At 57.9% G+C, this 19,818-nt stretch carries 23 protein-coding genes; 7 read left to right on the top strand and 16 right to left on the bottom strand.

Annotation, left to right across the window (positions count from 1 at the left end; translation table 11 throughout):
* Positions 1-20: 20 nt before the first annotated feature.
* The 5 genes from fdhD to VVR27_RS10245 all read right to left on the bottom strand — a co-directional run bounded on the left by fdhD (position 21) and on the right by VVR27_RS10245 (position 2,610).
* Positions 21-902, bottom strand: a complete 882-nt coding sequence (fdhD, locus tag VVR27_RS10265) for a formate dehydrogenase accessory sulfurtransferase FdhD (RefSeq protein WP_368548279.1) — start codon at positions 900-902, stop codon at positions 21-23.
* On the bottom strand, positions 889-1,200 hold the full coding sequence (locus VVR27_RS10260) for a DUF6457 domain-containing protein (RefSeq protein WP_368548278.1): 312 nt from the start codon (positions 1,198-1,200) through the stop codon (positions 889-891). Before VVR27_RS10260 ends, fdhD begins: the two co-directional genes overlap by 14 nt.
* 120 nt (positions 1,201-1,320) lie before the next feature.
* Positions 1,321-1,530 (bottom strand): hypothetical protein, encoded by a 210-nt coding sequence (locus VVR27_RS10255; protein ID WP_368548277.1) that lies wholly within the window; start codon positions 1,528-1,530, stop codon positions 1,321-1,323.
* Between the two features lie 11 nt (positions 1,531-1,541).
* Complete coding sequence (locus VVR27_RS10250) at positions 1,542-1,799, bottom strand: phospholipase A2 (protein ID WP_368548310.1); 258 nt, start codon at positions 1,797-1,799, stop codon at positions 1,542-1,544.
* 457 nt (positions 1,800-2,256) lie between these two features.
* A complete protein-coding gene (locus VVR27_RS10245; RefSeq protein ID WP_368548276.1) occupies positions 2,257-2,610 on the bottom strand; it encodes a DUF2218 domain-containing protein in 354 nt (117 codons plus the stop codon).
* A gap of 280 nt (positions 2,611-2,890) precedes the next feature.
* Here VVR27_RS10245 and VVR27_RS10240 point away from each other — a divergent pair, with 280 nt between their 5' ends.
* From VVR27_RS10240 to VVR27_RS10230, 3 genes are all read left to right on the top strand, one after another.
* Positions 2,891-4,363, top strand: coding sequence for an NCS2 family permease (locus VVR27_RS10240; protein ID WP_368548275.1), 1,473 nt, complete (start codon positions 2,891-2,893; stop codon positions 4,361-4,363).
* A gap of 185 nt (positions 4,364-4,548) precedes the next feature.
* Complete coding sequence (locus VVR27_RS10235) at positions 4,549-4,761, top strand: hypothetical protein (RefSeq protein WP_368548274.1); 213 nt, start codon at positions 4,549-4,551, stop codon at positions 4,759-4,761.
* A gap of 29 nt (positions 4,762-4,790) precedes the next feature.
* Positions 4,791-5,213, top strand: a complete 423-nt coding sequence (locus tag VVR27_RS10230; protein ID WP_368548272.1) for a YchJ family protein — start codon at positions 4,791-4,793, stop codon at positions 5,211-5,213.
* Between the two features lie 34 nt (positions 5,214-5,247).
* Here VVR27_RS10230 and VVR27_RS10225 read toward each other — a convergent pair whose 3' ends face one another.
* A complete protein-coding gene (locus tag VVR27_RS10225) occupies positions 5,248-6,117 on the bottom strand; it encodes a fused MFS/spermidine synthase (RefSeq protein WP_345443342.1) in 870 nt (289 codons plus the stop codon).
* Between the two features lie 72 nt (positions 6,118-6,189).
* Between VVR27_RS10225 and VVR27_RS10220 the strand changes: the two genes are divergently transcribed.
* The gene (locus tag VVR27_RS10220; RefSeq protein ID WP_368548271.1) at positions 6,190-6,801 is read left to right on the top strand and encodes a GNAT family N-acetyltransferase; all 612 of its coding nucleotides are present in this window, start codon (positions 6,190-6,192) and stop codon (positions 6,799-6,801) included.
* Between the two features lie 80 nt (positions 6,802-6,881).
* On the top strand, positions 6,882-7,958 hold the full coding sequence (locus VVR27_RS10215; protein ID WP_368548270.1) for a glutathione S-transferase family protein: 1,077 nt from the start codon (positions 6,882-6,884) through the stop codon (positions 7,956-7,958).
* Between the two features lie 11 nt (positions 7,959-7,969).
* Here VVR27_RS10215 and VVR27_RS10210 read toward each other — a convergent pair whose 3' ends face one another.
* Together VVR27_RS10210 and VVR27_RS10205 are read right to left on the bottom strand one after the other, a co-directional pair.
* Positions 7,970-9,889, bottom strand: coding sequence for a hypothetical protein (locus tag VVR27_RS10210; RefSeq protein WP_368548268.1), 1,920 nt, complete (start codon positions 9,887-9,889; stop codon positions 7,970-7,972).
* Between the two features lie 2 nt (positions 9,890-9,891).
* On the bottom strand, positions 9,892-10,434 hold the full coding sequence (locus tag VVR27_RS10205) for a hypothetical protein (protein ID WP_368548267.1): 543 nt from the start codon (positions 10,432-10,434) through the stop codon (positions 9,892-9,894).
* Positions 10,435-10,667: 233 nt separating this feature from the next.
* On the opposite strand from VVR27_RS10205, the gene purB reads away from it, so the two are divergent.
* On the top strand, positions 10,668-12,101 hold the full coding sequence (gene purB, locus VVR27_RS10200; protein WP_368548266.1) for an adenylosuccinate lyase: 1,434 nt from the start codon (positions 10,668-10,670) through the stop codon (positions 12,099-12,101).
* Positions 12,102-12,104: 3 nt separating this feature from the next.
* On the opposite strand, the gene VVR27_RS10195 is transcribed toward purB, so the two are convergent.
* From VVR27_RS10195 to VVR27_RS10185, 3 genes are all read right to left on the bottom strand, one after another.
* Positions 12,105-13,040, bottom strand: a complete 936-nt coding sequence (locus VVR27_RS10195; protein ID WP_368548265.1) for a hypothetical protein — start codon at positions 13,038-13,040, stop codon at positions 12,105-12,107.
* Between the two features lie 96 nt (positions 13,041-13,136).
* On the bottom strand, positions 13,137-13,943 hold the full coding sequence (locus tag VVR27_RS10190; protein ID WP_368548264.1) for a di- and tripeptidase: 807 nt from the start codon (positions 13,941-13,943) through the stop codon (positions 13,137-13,139).
* Positions 13,944-14,015: 72 nt separating this feature from the next.
* Positions 14,016-14,939: a LysR substrate-binding domain-containing protein gene (locus tag VVR27_RS10185; protein WP_368548263.1), complete on the bottom strand. Its 924-nt coding sequence runs from the start codon at positions 14,937-14,939 to the stop codon at positions 14,016-14,018.
* Positions 14,940-15,053: 114 nt separating this feature from the next.
* On the opposite strand from VVR27_RS10185, the gene VVR27_RS10180 reads away from it, so the two are divergent.
* Positions 15,054-16,031 (top strand): DMT family transporter, encoded by a 978-nt coding sequence (locus tag VVR27_RS10180; protein WP_368548262.1) that lies wholly within the window; start codon positions 15,054-15,056, stop codon positions 16,029-16,031.
* Here the strand turns inward: VVR27_RS10180 and VVR27_RS10175 are convergent.
* From VVR27_RS10175 to VVR27_RS10155, 5 genes are all read right to left on the bottom strand, one after another.
* The gene (locus VVR27_RS10175; protein WP_368548261.1) at positions 16,028-16,816 is read right to left on the bottom strand and encodes a spermidine synthase; all 789 of its coding nucleotides are present in this window, start codon (positions 16,814-16,816) and stop codon (positions 16,028-16,030) included. The genes VVR27_RS10180 and VVR27_RS10175 overlap by 4 nt on opposite strands.
* 87 nt (positions 16,817-16,903) lie before the next feature.
* Positions 16,904-17,233, bottom strand: a complete 330-nt coding sequence (locus VVR27_RS10170; RefSeq protein ID WP_368548260.1) for an acylphosphatase — start codon at positions 17,231-17,233, stop codon at positions 16,904-16,906.
* An 84-nt stretch (positions 17,234-17,317) separates the two neighbouring features.
* Complete coding sequence (locus tag VVR27_RS10165; RefSeq protein ID WP_368548259.1) at positions 17,318-17,992, bottom strand: SDR family oxidoreductase; 675 nt, start codon at positions 17,990-17,992, stop codon at positions 17,318-17,320.
* 111 nt (positions 17,993-18,103) lie between these two features.
* Entirely contained in the window at positions 18,104-18,919 is an 816-nt protein-coding gene (locus VVR27_RS10160) for a nitrilase-related carbon-nitrogen hydrolase (protein ID WP_368548258.1), read from the bottom strand.
* Between the two features lie 71 nt (positions 18,920-18,990).
* Positions 18,991-19,749: a DsbA family protein gene (locus VVR27_RS10155; protein WP_368548257.1), complete on the bottom strand. Its 759-nt coding sequence runs from the start codon at positions 19,747-19,749 to the stop codon at positions 18,991-18,993.
* Positions 19,750-19,818 lie beyond the last annotated feature (69 nt).

The raw sequence follows: 19,818 nt of genomic DNA, 5'->3' as shown, positions 1-19,818 counted from the left end.
ATCGCCAGTGGTCTAGATTACTAAGACTGGAGGGTGCTGTCATCCATTTCTCCGGCATAGAGGTTGAAACGGTTCTCACGGGCAAAGGCAATGAGGGTAAGCCCCGCTTCGCGGGCCAGATCTACGGCAAGGGAGGACGCCGCCGAGACCGTAATCAGGGCAGAGAAACCAGCCATAATCGCCTTCTGTACCAGCTCAAAGGAGGCCCGGGAACTCATGACCAGGATGCGCCCATTGCTTTGTAGGCTATCTTCGAGCAGAAGGTGGCCAATCACCTTATCTGCCGCGTTATGGCGACCAATGTCTTCCCTGGCCACCAAGAAGGTGCCATCTTCCTCAAAAACAGCCGCCGCGTGAATGCCACCGGTTTTACGGAAGAGAGTTTGGTGCTCCCGCAGCTGCTCAGGCAAGGAAAGTGCCAGTTCAGGAGTGAGCTTGATCGGTTTAATCTGCCGGTAGCTCTTTTCCATGATGCTCTCGATAGAACCAGATCCACACACCCCGCAGGCAGAGTTGGTGATAGTCAGGCGCAGGGGCGTAGCCGTGGTGGGAAAAAGTGTGGAACCCGCGCTACCGTCGCCCTGGGACGCCGGGAGCTGGTAGGTGCTGTTGATATCAAGCACGTTGTAGGTGTTCTGCCCATCCGGGCCGGCACCGGCGCAGTAGCGGGCGGTACTGATATCGGCCGCCGAACGAATCTGCCCCTCAGAGTGCAGAAACCCGTGCGCCAGTTCTAGGTCATGGCCGGGGGTACGCATGGTGGTGGTGACGGTGGCGCCATTAACCCTGATTTCTAGGGGCTCTTCAGCGGTAATAGCATCGGCCCGGCGGTCTTTGCTGAAGCTACCATCGGCCTTACGCACGTACTTGGTGGCAGCGACCGAGCGGTTAAGCCTGCCCATTCTCGTGCTCCTTCACCAGTTTTTCGACCGCGTCAATATGGGCAAGGACATGGGCGGCTAGCTGCTCAGGGTCGACTTCAGAGCCTGCACGTGATGAGTTCTGCCCTGCGGCCAGGCCCACCAGAAAGGCTGCTAGGGGCGCAGCCGGGCGTACTACCCCGTGCGCCACATGCTTGGTGAGCCCTAAAAGATGCGGCAGAATCTGCTGGATAACCTGCGGGTCAAGGTCTAGCCGCTGCGCTACCTGTCGCACAAATTCCCGGACAAGCACTAAATCCTGCGGGTTTCTCTCGCTCATGAGCCCTCACTCTTCAGCCCGATACTTACCTCAGAAAGACTATCAGCGCGCTACCTCCCGGGTGCAACGTCAAAGGGACACGCTCTAAAGTAGAGCGTGTCCCTTTGGAAAATATAAATATTACTTTTTTGTGGAGGTGAGATGCACCAGGGTAGCCACGAGAGCCAGAGCTCCCGCGCACAAGCTAAACAATGTTTGAACCAAACCGAGAGCGATAGGTACGCCGCCAGATGATGTTAGAGACATGACAAACAGTGCAAGTGTAGCCATACCAGCAAGAAGTGCTGCCGCCACGGTGCCCCACAATAAACCGAGAACCGTTTTATTCATTTCATTTTCCTTTAGTTATTAGCCCCTCGACCTTTATAGAACATCCACCCAGCGGACCTAACTGCACCGTAATAGTTCCCGGCTACACCTGAACAAGCTATGCCTGAAGCAGTATTCACCCTATAAGCTCGATTACACTCAACGATCAAATTTGCAAGAAATCTTCTATCGCAATCATATCTATTTGTAGTACTCGATGGACTATAACAGATATCATGGGCATCGCAAGATGGCCTAAAATTTGCTGAGCCCCATCTATCTGGTGACATAGTACATCCGTTGGGAGCCATAGGGACATGCGCGCCCAACGAACCCACGTACCCTCCGTCATAGACTCCAGATTCCGCCTGAGCTAGCCCCTGATTGATAGACCTTTCGATAGCTTCAAGCTCCTCAGGTGAGAACTCATTTTCTAAAGCATGTACCTCTTGGGGACTTAATACCTCATTCAACGTTGAATAAGATGTACTTTCAGCCTCTTTAGCTGACGCAGGCGAGACTCCAATCAAGAAGACCAGCAATGACATCAACCCACCAACGGCAAGAACTTTTCGCAATTATGCATGAAATAAACCAAACATACCTAGCCCCTTCGCTAAACATATATAAATCGCACGATTGCAATTTATATGATTCATATTATATTCGACCATAGGGGTGACAAGGGTTTTTATAAAAAGACGATTTGAAGAAATAGGAAAGTTCAGCGCACAGAACACAGAAACACTAGACCCCGCCCTCCCCCTGGACCCGCCAAAATTCAACTTTCAGCTCATCGCGCTCACCGAAACGTTCTAAGTGGCGCGCCAGCACGTCAGAGACCCGGGTACAGCTCTCAGCGCTCGGAGCGTGTACCACCATAATCACTTGGGGCACGCCGTCCTGCACGAGCACGTCCCCGTACCCACTAAAGACACCGTCACGGTTAAAGGTCAGACGGTGCCCGCCCTCAATCTCTTCAACGGGCAGCTTATTGCCCATGTGCGAGACCAGTTGCTTAGCATACCGGGCAGGCCGGTCTGTAGCTACCCGTGAGCGGGCAGTGTGATTCATTTCGGCAACGGTAGGGTAATCAGACACAGTTCCTCCTTCGAACTTAGGTTTACCTAACCACCCTACCGCGAGGAGGGGGAAAAAGTCAGTATTGCCTCAACCAAACCTCACCCATGAATCACACTCAGCAAACCTCCACCCCAGCCATCCCCTAAATTAGACTCAGCTCACAGTTAGCGCTGGGCCGCACCAATGACCTCTGGCGTAGACTAAGACAGTAACTTCAGCGCCGACCTTGCCCCAAGCAAGAGCCCGGCGCTTCATCATTTCTGGGCACACACCCACGAGTATCTACGGATTTTCACGAATGTCTTCTGAGAACACCGCGGCTCACAAAACCGCACCCGCCGCCCCCAAAAGCGCGCTCGACCGCTACTTCAAAATCACTGAACGCGGCTCCACCCTCGCCACCGAATTCCGCGGCGGCCTGGCAACCTTCTTCGCCATGGCCTACATCGTAGTGCTTAACCCCCTGATTCTGGGCCTGGGCCCAGATGGCGCCGGTAACACCCTGGGCGTTGAACGGGTAGCCGCAGCCACCGCGCTCATCGCCGGCATCCTCACCATCGTCATGGGCCTCTGGGCTAAGCAGCCCTTCGCCATGGCAGCAGGCCTGGGCGTGAACGCACTTTTAGCATCCACCATCGCCACCAACCCCAACCTCACCTGGCCGCAAATCATGGGCCTGGTCGTGTGGGCAGGTATCATCATGGGCATTCTCGTGCTCACCGGCTTCCGCCGCGCTGTTTTTGACGCCGTGCCCGAGTCCCTTAAAACCGCCATTGTGGTGGGCATCGGCCTCTTCATCTCCCTCATCGGCCTGGTGAACGCAGGCATCGTGCGCCGTATGCCTGATGCCGCAGGTACCACCGTGCCCGTCTCCTTCGGCGCCGGCGGCCATCTGCAAGGTTGGCCCATCGCCGTCTTCCTCTTCGGCCTCTTTCTCACTATCGCCCTCTTTATCCGCAACGTACGCGGTGCCATCCTCATTGGCGTGGTCGCATCTACCATTCTGGCAGTGGTTCTAGAAACCGTCTGGCCTTCAGGCTCATCCATGGACTCAGCCACCGGCTGGTCTCTCATGGTTCCCGGCATCCCCAGCCAGTGGGTCGGCCACCCTGACCTCTCCCTCATTGGTGCAGTTGATATGACCGGCGCCTTTGCCGGCAGCTCACTCGGTTCACTGGGTGCCACCATGCTGATGTTCGCTATTCTTCTGGCCGTCTTCTTCGACGTCATGGGAACCTCCGTAGGCCTGGCAACCGAAGCTGGCACCATCAAGGACGGGAAAATCGAAAACATCGACCGTGTGCTAATCATTGACGCCGCCGGTTCTGTGCTCGGTGGCGGCTCCTCTAGCTCAGCCCACCAGATTTTCGTAGAGTCAGCCACCGGTATCGGTGAAGGTGCCCGCACCGGTTTCGCCAACATCGTCACCGGCGCCCTCTTTTTGCTAGCGGTCTTCATCTCCCCCTTGGTCTCCATCGTCCCCTTCGAAGCGGTTGCCCCCGCCCTAGTGATCGTTGGCTTCCTCATGGTTCGCCAGGCGATTCACATTGACTGGACTGACTGGGGTCTGGGCATTCCTGCCTTCCTCACCATCATCATGATGCCCTTCACCTACTCCATTGCAGACGGTATCGGTGCCGGCTTCGTTGCCTTCACCTTCATCCGCATGATTCAGGGCCGCGGGCGCGAAGTGCACCCCATCATGTACGTTGTCTCAGCCGCCTTTTTAGTCTTCTTTGGCATGGGCGTCATCGAGGGCTGGATACACTAACCTGCCCCTCGCTAGTTCTAGCGACCAGATTTCTCTCACATGACCACATATTCGCTGGTCAACTGAGGGAAATCTGGTCATTTTTATAAGCAGGGCTAAAAGCTCCCAGAGGGTAGGCTTTCCACCCTTAGAAGGCTGATACGCTCTACTATCACACCTGCCCGGTGGGTCTATACACTCACCTCATGGAAAATATTTTTAGCCTGGGTGAGCTTCCCCCGCACCCCCTCTTCGTCCATCTACCCGTGATTGCCGTTCCAGTAGCTGCGCTGATGACGCTGGTTCTAGCTCTTGTTCCCCAAGGGGCTCCCCGCTGGGTAGTGCCAGATTTCATTGTTTCCACGGTCGTGCTCGCCGGGCACGAAGGCGCTGTACTAGTCTGCATTAAGGAAGCCTAAGCCCCTCAGCCTAGGTTTTAATAGAAAACATGACTGACCTTGACACCCGCTGCCCCTGCGGCACCGGCGAAACCTACGGCGCCTGCTGCCACCGCTACCATGCCCAATACGATGCCACCGGCCAGCTAACAGCGCCCACACCCGAGGCCTTGATGCGATCACGCTTCACCGCCTTTGCCGTGGCCGACGCCCCCTACCTGCGTGCCACCTGGCACCCGAGTACCCGGCCGGCGTCCTTAGACCTAGACGAGACCCTGCGCTGGTACCGACTAGATATTCTAGGCAGCAGCGGTTCGGTCTTTGAGACCACCGGGACCGTACATTTTGCCGCCTACTACCGCTTTATCCCGGGCACTGCTCCGGACGCACGAGTCAAGGGAGTGCAAGAAGAGAACTCCCGCTTTGTTAAAGAGACCGGTAGCTGGTTCTACCTGGATGGGGACATGGTCTAACGCCCCCTAGTGAAGGTACCTCGAGCTCCGACTTTTAGACGGGGTCGTGGCGCGGGGACGCTGGCCGGGCAAAGTCTCGCACCCAGGCGTCGTCCTTGTACTGAGCCGGCACCCCGCCGCCTAGCAGACGCTTAGAAATCGCGGCAGTCACGGCTTCACCTTCAAGAGGTAACGGCGAGTGAGAACCGGCAATAATGATGTTGCCGCGGCGGCGCCCCTTCAGCATGGCGGGGTCGGCCACCGCAGCGGTGTGTTCAAAGACCCGGGAAATCGCGGCGGCTTCAGCGCGGGCACCAGCCAAATCGCGGTTATCGCCGCAATTAATGATGTAGAGCCCACCAACATCCAGGGTTTTGGCCGCCATTTCAGTGAATTCAAGAGTGGTCAGCGGGGCGGGGGTGATATAGCCAGAGAAGACATCACGAATGATGACATCCCTCGAAGCTGGCGCTAGGGTCGCGGTGACAGCGCGCGCCTCCCCCACCCTAATTTTCACCAGGGGTGCCTTGGGTAGCTCGAACCATTCACGCACGTAATCGGCGAGTTTAGCATCCAACTCAACCACAGTATTACGGGAGCTGGGGTAAACGTCAGCCAGATAGCGTGCCATAGAGCAGGCGCCGCCGCCGAGGTGGGTGATACGCAGTTTAGCGGGGTCCAGATGAGCGTCCACATGGGGTTCAATGACGGCAGCTAGCCAGCGCATGTATTCAAAGTCCAGCGCGCGGGGGTCACCCAGCACAATGTGGGAGCTTTCCATGCCGTTGATTTCTAGCACCCAACCGTTGGGGGTGTAGTCGTCCTCAATGAGCTCGGCGGTGCCGGTTGAGATCTCGTAGACGCCCTCAACGGGGCCACCTTCAACCTGCTGTTTTTTCTTAGGAGTTCTTCTGCGTTTAGCCACTCCCCCAGTCTAGTGCGCACTGGCGCATAGACTGAGGGAGAACAATATGACCTTGGTGAAAGGATGTCAGGTGTGGGGTTTGCAGTAGAGGGCAGGTACGTACTGGCACCGGTGGAGCCAGCGGACGCGCAGAAGTACGTGGACCTGCAGCTGGACTGCTTAGCAGAGACCTATAACGAGCTAGTGGACGCCGGTTTTGGCGAGCGCCAGCGGGCGGAACGTGACAGCTGGCTTAAGGAATTTGATCAGAACATTACTGCGCCGAAGGTGCGGGCTTTCTTCGCCTATGAGAACCCGGCATGGCAGCCGGGTGCACCCCTGTCGTGTGCGATGGGCGGGGCTGTGGACTGGGAGCAGCCGGTGGGTTTCGCGCTTTCGCGGCCCGGCCCTCTGGAGTGGGAACGCCGTATAGGGCTGCCCCTGGTGCCTGAAGGGACGCGGGAGCTGACCCACCTCTATACGCGGGCAGGCACGCACGGCACCGGTTTGGGGGCAGCTCTCTTTGATGCGGTGCTCTATGATGAGGAGCCTGCCTATCTCTGGTATCTCAAGGGTAATGAGAGGGCAGTGCAGTTTTATGAGCATCGGGGTTTTACTCAGGATGGCCGGTTTGTTGACTGCCAAGGTGCCTGGGGTGATGCTGTCACCGGTCGCATGTTTCGCGGGGTGAAACCGCCAGCTTAGGGAATTCTAAGGATGATGCGGGCATCCTACATCTTAAATAATTACTTTACTATGAAAATAATATTTGAGATGATGAGTTCATGACAAACCACACCACCGAACACTCCACCCACGGCGCCTACGTGAACGAGGGCGAGGAGTTCAACCGCGATACCACCTATATCGAGGATCGTATCGTAGCGGATCCAGCGGCCTCCACCGACGGCGAGCACCAGCTCTGGGCAGCGGAAGCCGGCACCTACCGCCTGGTCGCCGCCCGCGCTTGCCCCTGGGCAAACCGCGCCCTGATTGTGCGCCGTCTACTTGGTCTTGAAGACGCTATTTCGGTGGGTCTGCCCGGCCCTACCCATGATGCCCGCTCCTGGACCTTTGACCTGGATGAGGGTGGCAAGGATCCGGTACTGGGTATCGAACGCATTCAGGATGCCTACTTCAAGCGCTTCCCCGACTACCCCCGCGGTATCACCGTGCCCGCTATCGTCCATGTGGAAAGTGGCGCGGTGGTCACCAACAACTTCCCTCAAATCACCGAGGACTTCGCTAAGGAATGGGGCGCCTTCCATCGCGAGGGCGCCCCTGACCTCTGGCCTGCTGAGCAAGAAGACGAGATGCGCCAGGTGATGAAGCGCATCTACACCGAGATCAACAACGGGGTCTACCGTTGCGGTTTCGCTGGTTCTCAGGAGGCCTACAATAAGGCCTACCAGCGACTCTGGGATGCCCTGGATTGGGTGGAAGAGCGCTTGGCAACCCGCCGCTATCTGATGGGTGATCACATCACCGAAGCTGACGTGCGCCTCTTTACCACCCTGGTGCGCTTTGACCCCGTCTACTTCGGTCATTTTAAGTGCAACCGCCAGCCGCTGACCACCATGCCTAACCTCTGGGGCTATGCACGCGACCTCTTCCAGACCCCAGGCTTCGGAGATACGGTGGACTTCCAGCAAATCAAAGAGCACTACTACATCGTGCATAAGGATATTAACCCCACCGGCATTGTCCCCGCTGGCCCCCAGCTAGAGAACTGGCTGAGTGACCACGGCCGTGAAGCTCTAGGCGGCTCCCCCTTCAACACGGACGCCGGCGCCACCGCACCCGGGCCGGTCAGGGAGGGCGAGTACGTCACCCCCGGCCACAACCCTCTCTACCCCGCCTAAGTTCACCCGAGCTAAAAGCTAGACCCCGCTCCCACCCCGTGGAGGGCGGGGTCTCTGCCATCCGGAAGAACAGCGGGAGATACCTCAATGGGGTTAGGTGAGTAAGTTTTGATGTTGTCATCTAGCGTGGGCACCGGCGGCTGTTCCTTCCCGCCGGGGTTCCAGGTGAGGTCTGGGGGATGAAGTTCAATATCGCCCATCGTGATGTTCTGCAGAGCGCTGTTCAATTTTTCATCAGCAACAACTATCACCTCGTCGTTGAGCCAGTCCACGCCTTCGTCCAGGTTTTGGTAGACCTCGGTGGGGTTGACCGGTTGGGTGATGTCGTCCATGGAGCCAGAGGGACCACGGTTTGCGTCTGGCAGGTCCATTTTCTTCCAGACTGTATTGATGCTGTCTTCTGCCAGGTCGACAGTATCTTTTACCGTCACCGACAGTTTCGACGCCCCATGGGCTACGCCCAGTAAACGTTGCTGATTAAGCTCAACCTCAGTCAGGTCTGAATCTTGACTTGACCCGGCATAGACGGTTGTTTCACCGGCGCGGAAGTCTCCATTGAAGAACTTAGCTAGCGCTTCTGACTCACGATTAAAGCTTTCGCTGTTCTGGGCGTTGTGCAGATAGCCCGGGCTACCATGAGGGTCACCCTCATTCCAATAGTTGAGGGAGTAGTCCTCTGTGGGCTGGTAGTGAGGGTTGGCCCCCTGAGTTTTCGGCACATAGTCCATCTTGTTATCCATACGAATGTGCGCCACCCCGGGCGGTGCAGCGCCTATGTCACTGACCGGGGAGCCCTGGGTAGCTACCACCTGCACGTTGTAGCGGCTGCTGAACTCTTTGTTCTTGGCTAGCGACATAGCTACCACTCCGCCCTGGCTATAGCCATTGAGCATGATGGGGGTAGCCGGGTCGATACCTTCTTCGCGTAGCATTTGGTCTACCAGCTGCATGGCAGCAGAGGACTGGGCCAGTGGAACATCCGGGTCATCAAGCAGGGCAGCATTGGCAATGTTTTCAGTCCAGCTCGCCGTGCCGCCCTCATAGTTTGCCAGCAGGTCAGCCAGCTCGCCATCGGTTCCGGGCAGAGTGATGATGACGCGCTCCTGCCCGGTTTGCTCATCGTAGTGCCGTTGCAGGACGATGTGATCCCACTCGTTGACGTAGTGTTCACCCCCGTAATGGTCATCTACCGCCTGGTGTGCACCGCTCACCAAGTAATTCATCTGCACAAGGTCAGCGGCCGTTTTGGGTGGCCTATCAGGGCGTAGACTCTCACCCGTTTCTGGGTCAGCCCAGGGGTCAATCTCGTTACTAATATCTTCAAATACCCTGAGTCTGCGAACTAGCCCGAAACTCTTTGCGGTGTCGTGAAGCTGATCGGTCGCCACAGAGATACCGGCTCGCCCCAGCCCAGTCTGGCGGAAGACATCAAAGCCCTTGAGCGCTATTGGCACTTTATTTTCTGACATCACCTTGACGACCGTGGTGCCGCGTTGAACCACAAGACTTAGACTGCCAAGTCGATAACCGAATGCGGAGCCCAGGGATTGAGCTGCAGCGGGGCTTTGGTGAAGCGCAGCTTCATAGCCCTGTAAGACATCGGAGGCAAAAGCCTCAGCTGCCTCATAGTTGGCAGCTGACTGACGCACGGCAGTCGCTAGCCTCTGAGCAGCAGCAGCGAGAGTGACCAACGTAGCGGCACCGACAGTAAGACTGCTGAAGGCAAGAGCCCCCTGGCCGCTGGCATCTAGGGCAGCAAGAGCACCGACCTGAAGGGCAACAGGAGCTAGCCGGCGCCCCAAGCTCTCATACCGGTCTGCCAGGGCTGATAACTGCTGAGAGACCGCAGTTAGCTCTGCTGTATCAACGCTGACAATGTGAGTGGCGCCGGCAGGTACTAGGGAGAAATCCGGTGTTACCGCGATGGGCATAGTTACCTCCCCACCTGCGACAGTGCACCAGCCACCTGGTTCAAGAGGGGGTCGGTTAAGTGGCTCTGTAACTCATTCTGCAGGAGGGTCAAACCGGAGCGGTCGGCATAGGCAATTACATCATCCAGGACACCTTCAACCTGACTCATACCCAGCAGAGCGTTATCGATGAGGGCTCCCACCCCGCCCAGGGTGGCGGCCAGGGCATCAAGACTGGCCCCTATACTCTCACCCGCATGTCGGGTGGACGCTGCCGCTGTTTCCAGCTCCCCTTGGAAAGTTGCGTTGGCTACCTGTTCCTGGACCAGAGCTTCTCTAAAAGCTACCGCTGCCTGCGAGCACCAACTCTCTAGAGAGTAGGCCCTACTTTCGGCAGCAATGCTCTCTAGCTCTTGCACTTCGGCGTCAATATGTGCCCCGAGCACCCGCGCCCATTCTCGCACTCGCGCCGCTAGCCCACTAGCTGAAGCACTAGCGGACGCCGCGGCGTCCGAACTCAGCCCGCTGCGGCCCACCGCCGCCATTATGTCTACTGTATTGGCCATTTGGCTTCTCCTTTCACGGTTCACCTGACCCACAGCATAAAAAAGGGGAAACCGTCTCGGCACCGTGCCCGCACCCCTGTGGATAAGGCACACTCTCCAGAACAGGCAAGGGCGGCACCCGCGAGAAGAAAAGTGGTGAACCTGTGACGGGGTATGACCACCCGGTGCACACAGGCCGATACAGAGAGACGTCAAAGGTGCAGAACCCCTGGTGCCCGTGAGAAACTAGACCTATGTCTCATCGTGATAACTGCACCACACTGCCCAACGGCCGCCACTCATTCAGCGGCGCCGGTCTAGCCCTCGGCGCTCTAGATGGTCGCTACAAGTCCGCCACCGAAACTCTGGTTGACTACCTCTCAGAAGCCGCGCTCAACCGTGACCGCGTGCATGTAGAAGTGGAATGGTTCATCTACCTCTGTGATCACTCTGTCCTGCCCGGTCTATCTCCCCTGACAGACGCCCAGCGCGATGGCCTGCGCGCCATCGTCACCGAATTCACCGAAGAATCTGCCCTTGAACTAGCTGAGATTGAAGCGGTTACCGTTCATGATGTGAAGGCGGTGGAGTACTTCATTGGTCGCCGCCTTGAAGCTCTAGGACTTGCCCACCTAACCCCCCTGGTTCATTTTGGGTGCACCAGTGAGGACATCAACAACCTCTCCTACGCCCTGGGTATCAAGGACGCCGTCACCAATGTCTGGCTGCCTGCAGCCCGCGGCCTGGTAGATCAGATTATGAAGCTGGCAGAAGAGGCCCGCGAGGTGCCCATGCTTTCGCGTACCCACGGTCAGCCCGCTACTCCCTCAACCCTGGGCAAGGAACTGGCTGTCTTTGCTTACCGCCTGAACCGCCAGATTAAGCAGGTTGAAAACGCCGAGTTCCTGGGCAAAATCAACGGCGCAACCGGCACCTACTCAGCCCATACTGTGGCTGTACCCGGTGCTGACTGGCAGAGGATTTCAGAAGACTTTGTCACCGGCTTGGGTCTGGACTGGAACCCCCTGACCACCCAGATCGAAAACCACGATTGGCAGGCTGAGCTCTACTCCTCCATCGCCCACTTCAACCAGGTGCTGCATAACCTCTGCACCGACGTGTGGAGCTATATCTCTATCGGTTTCTTCCGTCAGATTCCCGTGGCAGGTGCTACCGGCTCTTCAACCATGCCGCACAAGGTTAACCCCATTCGTTTTGAGAACGCAGAAGCTAACCTTGAGATTTCCAACGGTCTGCTGAATACTCTGGCTTCGACCCTGGTGCAGTCACGCTGGCAGCGCGACCTCACCGACTCGTCCTCCCAGCGCAACATCGGTGTGGCGTTCGGCCACTCGGTACTGGCGATTTCTAACGTGGTCAAGGGCTTGGAGCGCCTGGACATCGCCACCGACGTCATTGCCGCTGACCTGGATGAGAACTGGGAAGTTCTGGCTGAGGCCATTCAGATGGTCATGCGCGCCGAAGCTATTGCCGGTGTGGAGGGCATGGAGAACCCCTACGAACGTCTCAAGGACCTGACCCGCGGTCAGCGCGTGGACGCCACCCGTCTCAAGGAATTTGTGGCAGAGCTGGGTCTATCAGATGACGCCGAAAAGCGCCTGAGCGAGCTAACCCCTCACACCTACACCGGTCTAGCAGCCCAGCTCTTGGAGCACGCTAACCGCTAGCGTTTAGCGCCCCATCCGCCCGCGTGCCTTCATATAAGCGCGGGCGGCAAGCCGGGCGCCGATAGCTCCAGGGTGATTCTCCGGTAGCTCATTAGGCTCTTGAACCGGTGGAGCTCCCTTCGTCTGTTCTGCACCTTCTGCAAGGATGCCGCCTGGCCCCTGCCCATCGTCAGCGAGGGTATCTGCGTCATCGGCGGTATCGGAGGCTTCTGCTCCGGAGTCCTTGAGTGCCTCCCAGCTTAAAAACTGGGGAAAGTCTGCCGGCGGCTCCCCCAACTGCTCGGCCAGCTGTTCCACCAGGCTGGCGGCAAAAAGCTTGCGTTCCTTGCTGTTGGTCAGCACAGCGCTACCGGTCTTAGCTAACTGCTCGCCTGCCCTGATGAGCAAGAAAGCTTGGGGGTTACGGGCTGCAAAGACCCCGATAGCTCCTAGCAGGTTGAAGCTTTGATCCTGCGGGGTGCTCTGCCGGGGTGCGTCCAAAGCTGCCAGGAGGTCATTAACTCCCCCGCCCAAAAGCTGCTCCGCGGCGTCCTCAGCATCTGCTACCTGTCTGCCGTGTAAGAGCGCCAGCGCGTGCACGTAGGTCTTAATAGCCTGGGCTGAGCCCACATGCGCCGCAGTATTGACCCCTTGCTGGGCGCCCTGCCCCGCACCTGCAATTTTCTGACCGGCACTCCCCAGGTGAGCCGCCGCACGGGTTGCCAGGGCAACCTTGGGGTTACGGGTGAACCTACCCACCGCACCGGGTGTGAATTGCTCGGCACCTGCACTTACCCCGCCCACCAGGGTAAAGTCCCTGATAAAGATGGCGCTAACTCTGCTCTTCAGTTGCGCCGGGGTGTCATCAGGGTGCCTCAGGCGCAGCTTCTTGAGGCGGCGAACCGCCAGCGGTTGAGGCTGTTGGCCAGCAGGGGGCGTACCGGGAGCAGAGTCAGTCATGGCTTCATTCTAAGACACTAAAAACCCACCCTGCCCGGACCAGGTACTGGCTCAGACAGGGTGGGTGAAGATGAAAGGACGCTGGAGCGTAGCCCTCTAGGCTTCGATCGGGGCGCCGCCCTCGGTGTCAGCCTCAGGGTTCTTGACGCCTTGAGCGGCAGTGTCCACCAGCTTGGGCGCACGGCTGCTATTAAGATCGGCAGGGAAAACTGCGGGCAGGGCTCCGAAAGTTTCGGCAACTGACTTCACCACGGCTCGACCCAGTGCCAGGTTAGCACCGCCGCCGACCACTGCACCGATACCAAAGGGCATAGCGCGGCCCAGCAGAGCACCGGACTGGCGGGTAAGGAAGCGCTTGATGAACATGTTACGGATGGTGCGCTCCACACTGAAAATCTTTCCGGAATCCTTAGAGCCCATCATCATGCCCCACTTACGGGAGACACCACCGGCCTTACCGGTGTGCGCGAGCATGGAATTCATGAGCACGGAACCATCCTCACCCAGCATGATCGCCATGACCATGAGACGGGCTTTATCGGGGTCTTCTACGTGCACGCCGTGCAGCTCCGCCATAGACTGAGCGTAAATAGCGGTTCGCTCAAGGTAGCCACCCACAGCCAAGACGGACAGACCCACGGAGGCTGCCGTTCCCAAACCCGGCACGAAAGCTGTGGCACCTACCGCGCCGCCACCAACGGTGACATCACGCAGGTAGGCTTTTTCAAGGCGCTTCGCTAGCTGGTCAGGGGTCTCATGGGGGTATTTCTCGCGCATCTTCTTGAGCCCGGAAAGAATGAGTGGGCGCTGCACCTTCAGCACGGTGTCAACAGCTTTGGTCACAGCGGGCTTGGGCTTGCCATCAGCATCAAAGGCACTGGAGGCATTGAACATATCAAACATACCGCTAGCTTACTGCCCCGGCTCCCAATATGAACAGTCTACTTGGTGTATGTACGCCCAGGGCACAGCATATTAACTCTCCAACTCAAAGTCAGACTCAAGGATGACGTTCTCTCGAGCCGCTGTCTCTAGCGCTTCCTTGCAAGCGATGACGGCGGGGTGGGCGGCATTGCCAGCCCGCACCACCGTATAGAGGGCACGGTGCGGGTTACCCGCAAGTGCCACAGATCGGGTGCCGGGCAGAGCTTCTGCCGGTATCAGTGAAGGTACTAGTGCCAAAGCCAGGCCCTCCCGCACCAGGTTGGCCTGGAGCAGGGGATCATTGGTTTCAAACTTTACGATGGGTTCGAAGCCTGCCTCCCGGCAAACATTGCGGCTCCACTGCCCCGCAACCGTATGAGGCGGGTCGAAAGCCCAGGGAGCCTGCGCCAGGTCAGCTAGTTGAGTAGGTGGGCCGGCCAGCCCGCCAGTGACCGGTAAAAGCAGGCGCAAGGCATCTTTCAGCAAAGGATTGCGTACCGTACCGGGGTAGGCAGGGGCAGGTAAACCCGGGAATTCCTCCCCAATGATGATGTCAAACTCGTGTGCTAAGAGCCCCTCGTATGATTGGTGGACCATACGCTGGGAGAGCTCCACATTGATGTGAGGGTAGTTTTCGGCAAGCAAGGTCAGTGCCCGGGGTGCCATACCAATCACCGCGGATTGGAAAGTTGCCAGGCGTAGAGTAAGCCCACCTCGGAATGTTGCCAGCTCAGATTCTGCCTCTTCAAGTCGTGCCAGCACAGCGTCGGTGTGAGCCACTAGCACCAGGGCGGCGGGGGTCAGTTTAACCCCGCGTCCTACCGTTTCTAGGAGCTGAACGCCGGTTTCTTTTTCTAGCACCCCCAACTGCTGAGATATAGCTGAAGGGGAATAGGCCAGGGATTCTGCGACCTTTGCCAGGGTTCCTAGCCGTGACAGTTCGCTAAGCATCCGCAAACGATTGAGGTTGAGCACACTCCACTACCATTCATAAGAAAAAATGATGAGTTTTCATCGAATTCATTCGCTAGACTATCCTATTTTTTCAGTGCATTCTTGAAAGCATGTACCCCCGTATGGAAGGACCCCATGACACAGCATCCCAGCGCCCATAGCACCTACACCGGTGCTGCCCTGGTCATTGGCTCCGCCCTATCGCTACAGTTCGGGGCGGTCTTCGCCTACCAACTTTTCCCGCAGCTGGGTTCCTGGGGCGTCACCACCCTGCGTCTGGGCGTTGCGGCGCTGGTTCTCACCCTGATGGTGCGCCCCAAGGTAGGCCAGTGGAGTGCCGAGCAGTGGAAGGCTGTAGCACTCTTTGGCGGCTCTATGGCGCTGATGAATGGCACCTTTTATGCCGCTATTGAGCGAATCCCCATCGGACTTGCCGTCACCATCGAGTTTCTGGGGCCGTTGGTTCTTGCCGCTGCGCTCTCCCGCCGCGGTATTGACTTTCTCTGGCTGGGCATCGCCCTCCTGGGCATGGGAGTGCTGGGCTACGAGAGCATCAACAATGCTACCGACTACGACCCCTTAGGGGTGCTCTTTGCCCTGATTGCTGGGCTAGGTTGGGCGCTCTATGTACTCGCCGGCGCCAAAGTGGGGCAGGCGGTTGAAGGGACCGGCGGGCTGGCGGTTGCCATGTCTTTTGCCGCAGTGTTCCTGCTCCCGCTAGGTGCGCCAGGGGCACTAAAAGGTGTTACTGACCCCCATCTACTTCTACTGGCAGTCGGCACCGGCTTGCTAGCCTCTCTCGTTCCTTACACGCTGGAGCTCATGGCCCTGCGCCGTCTGCCCCGCAACACCTTTAGTATTTTGCTCAGCCTAGAACCAGCTGTAGCCGCGATTGCCGGTTTCCTACTTCTAGGGCAGGTCACCGGGCCAGTGCGCTGGCTAGCCATCGCCCTGCTCATTGCCGCCAGCGTGGGCGTGACCCTTTCCGCCCGCAAAAATCCCGGCCCTAAAGAGGTGCAGCTGGGTGAGGTAGCGCCGGTGACCGCGTCCCTGCCCATGATTGAGGACGCTACCGCCCAGGGCTCGAAACCACAAAGGGCCGAGAAGGGTTAGAGTTCGCTCACCCAACCCGCCAGCTCATGAGTGTCCAGCACGGACGCCGGGTGCGGCCCGGCCGCCAGAAGCCGGGCGCGGGTGTCTGCATCCAGCGGTCGTTGTGAACCAACCAGAATCAGGTTGCCCGCATGTTGAGCAGTCAGCATGGAACTTTCGGTCAGGCACCACACGTGCTCAAAAGTCTCTAGCAGGGTGCGTGCCTGGGCGGCGAAGAAGGTTAGCCCGGCATCGTCCCCCACGTTCACCGCCAGCATGCCTTCTTGAGCTAAGGCATCACGCAGGTCAGTGTAAAAGACGGGTGTAGTGAGGTGCTCGGGAGCTGACCATCCCGAGAAAATATCGAGCACCAACAGGTCTATGCCTTCTGGAGCATGTAGGTAGCCCTTGAGGTAAGGCGCAGCTGCCGCCGCGTCTTCGATAAGGATCTGGCAGTCGGTGCCTGCAGGCAGGGGTAGTTGGGAAATGACAAAGCTGGGTAGTTCCCGTTCAATATCTACGGCAATTTGGCGGCTCCCAGGGCGGGTCGCCTGCACATAGCGCACCAGAGTTAAGGCGCCGGCTCCCAAGTGCGCTGCAGCCATAGGCTGGCCTGCTGGTGCTACCAGATCAGCTAGGTGGCCAATGCGGCGCAGGTACTCATAGAAAATGTGGTCGGGGTTGGCGAGATCCACATGGGACTGTTCAGCGCCCCCTATTTCGAGGATGTACCCCGTCTTGCTGAAACCATCGCGAGCAACGGAAGCAGAAAGCCCCGAAAAGGAGAGCTGGATATTCTTGGTCATAGAATGACCCTACCGTTTTGGGCACTTCTAGTTCCATTTGCCTATGGATAGTAGATATCCCATGGAACGAACGGTGCCCACCACCCGCTAGTAGATGCCGAAGCTCTTATAGCGCCCTTCTGGCTCACCCATTTCAGCCTGTACTTGCTCTACATGGCCCGCGGTATCGCCCGACTCAAGGGCTGCCAGCAGACTCTCACAGTCCACTCGGCGGCCCTGGGCGATGACCTCAACAGTTCCGTCATCGAGGTTTTTGGCGTAGCCCACCAACCCCAAAGGTTTTGCCTTACCGGCAACCCACCAGCGGAAACCCACGCCCTGCACTCGACCGTGGACAGTGACGGTTAACTGCGCTTCAGCAGGTTCAACCGTTTGCTTCGGTGCCCTGCTGTCGGAGAGAAAATCAAAGAAACCCATAAACCCACTCTAGTAATTTGCCCGCATATACAAAAGGGCACCTGCTCTAAGCAGGTGCCCCGATTCGCTAAAAAACTTAAGTTTTTACTGTAAGACCAGACTCTGCGGTGCGGACGCCAGAGCCGCAGCAATATCAGTGGCCCCATCGGTGAAGGGAATTGCCTTGCCCACGGTGCTGTCATCATCAACCGTGACCGCGATAGCGCGAGCGACGGAGGCGCGGGAGGTCTGATGATCACCGTTAGCGACGCCTACGCTAATGGGGCCCTCGGGATCCAGGGTGAGGGCACTGGGCCCTAGAATGGTGAAGTCTAGCCCCGAGTTACGCAGGTGCTCATCTGCCTCGGCTTTAGCCTGGGCGTAGGGGTAGAAGGAATGTTCCGGTTCAATGCCGTGATCAGCGCCCGCACCGTTATAAGAGACCATGATGTAGCGCTTAATTCCTGCCTGTTTGGCGGCCTCCATAGAACGCACCGCGGCGTCGCGGTCAACGGCATAGGTACGCTCGGGGGTGCCGCCGCCGGCACCGGCGCTCCATACCAGAACTTCAGTGCCTAGCCGGCGGTAGAGGTCTGCCTGCTCCTCAATAGAAAGACTCTGAACATCGGCGACCACGGGGGTTGCCCCGGTTGCCTCAATATCTGCCGACTGGTCTTCGCTACGGATTACCGCCTGAACGGTGTGCCCCTTACTCACCAGCATGGGCTCTGCTAGCAGGGCGACCTTACCGTGGCCGCCAATAATCGTTACTTTAGCCATGAGATGCTCCTTTGCTCACCCGCCCCGGTGGCGGGTTTAATCCTAGGCTACGCGGGGTGGCAGGAGCTTTCTAGGGCACTTGGCTTTTAGCTCAATAAGTCCTTGCGTGACCTAGTAGCCCAGCTTCGCGTGCTCTACAACCGGTAGCGTCTTCTTAGCCTGGGTGACCTCGCCCAAATCTAGCTCTGCAATCAGCACCTCGGGCGCTTCGCCCGCTTGAACCAGGGTTCTGCCGAAGGGGCTAACCACCCGGGAATATCCCACACCCAGCGGCTGAGTGATATCAACGCGCGGGTCGCTCACCGCCGGAGAGGCTTGGTCGGCAGCAAGAATCAACATGTTGGAATCCAGGGCGCGGGCGCTCGTCAAAATCTGCCACTGCTCCACCTTGCCTTCGCCGCCAGCCCAGGAAGCTGACACGATGGTCGCCTGCGCACCGGCACGTGAATAGTCGGCAAAAAGCTTGGGGAAACGCACGTCATAGCAGATGGCAAGGCCAATTTTTACGCCGTCCACGGTAATGAGTTTTAGCTCCTTACCCGCTTTGACCCCGTCTGATTCTTTCACGCCGAAAGCGTCGTAGAGATGCACCTTGGTGTAGACCGTCTCCACGCCATTCTGGTCAAAGGCATAGAGGTTGTTATGCACCCGCAGGTTCCATTCATCTGACAGTTGCACGGGGGCAAAACCGCCGGCGACCACGGTCACGCGGTGCTCCCTCGCCAGGTTGCCCAGGGTCTGGCGGAAGCTGAGCTCATGCTGGGCTGCGTCATCGTAAAGGGAGCCCCCAAAACTGACCATGCTTGCCTCAGGAAAGACCACCAGGCGCGCCCCTTTGCTCACCGCAGCCTCGGTGTACTCACGGAGTAAGCGCAGGTTAGCGGAGGTATCTTTGGTGGACTGAATCTGGCAGAGGGCAATCTTCATAGTTCCACTTTAGGCAAGAAAGAAGCGTATTCAAAGGGTCAATGACTGGTACAGCGGTGCAGAAAACGTTTTTAGAGGTTAGCTGCCTTCTTAAACGCGGCCACCATAGCCTCCACTGAGGTGGAGGACTCCACCCCTGCCACTACCTGACCATCGACCACGAATTGAGGCGTGCCAGTCACTCCCGCTGTCTTACCTTCTTCATACTCACTTTGAATCAGGTCGAACTGGTCATCGCGGGTCAGGTCAGCACTAAATTGTTCCTGATCAAGCCCCAGTTCCTCTGCGTAACCGGTGAATGCCTCAACCAGACTCTCAGAAGTGGTGAGTTCTTTCCACTCACTCTGGTGCTTATAAATATGGTCCGCCATTTTCTGGTGGGCGCCCTGTAGTTCTGCTGCCTGAACTGCTTGTGCAGCGGGAACGGCGTTATCGTGCATGGGCAACGGGAAGTGCTTGACGGTCACGTTCATGGTGCCTTCAAGCTCCCCCGCCACCTGTGCGTAAGTGGGATCGGCCTTGGCGCAGTAAGGGCACTCTAAGTCAGTGAAAAGAGTGACGGTGGGGGCACCTTCGGTAACTTGGTTGAGGTGGTAGCCGTCCTGAGTGCGCACACCGGTTTCGGTTTCGCTCAGAAATTCTTGATTGCTCGCGGACGCAGGGGCGCTAGAAACGGTGGCGCTAGGAGTTACTGGTGAATTAGCGTTGTCAGCCGCTCCACCGCAGGCGTTGAGCGCTAACAGCGCGATAACGGGCAGGGCAAGAGAACGGGCACGAGCGGACAGTTTCACAGGCAGGGCAAGAGAACGGGCACGAGCGGACAGTTTCACAGGCAGGCTCCTTGAAATGAGTAACACTTGACCACCACCTTACCCCCGCCGAGGATGGGCGGGGGATGA

The sequence above is a fragment of the Rothia sp. LK2492 genome (genome assembly GCF_040946345.1).
Classification (GTDB): Bacteria; Actinomycetota; Actinomycetes; order Actinomycetales; family Micrococcaceae; genus Rothia; species Rothia endophytica.
The sequence above is the reverse complement of the archived record's forward strand: the minus strand, read 5'-3'. Positions and strand labels throughout refer to the sequence as shown.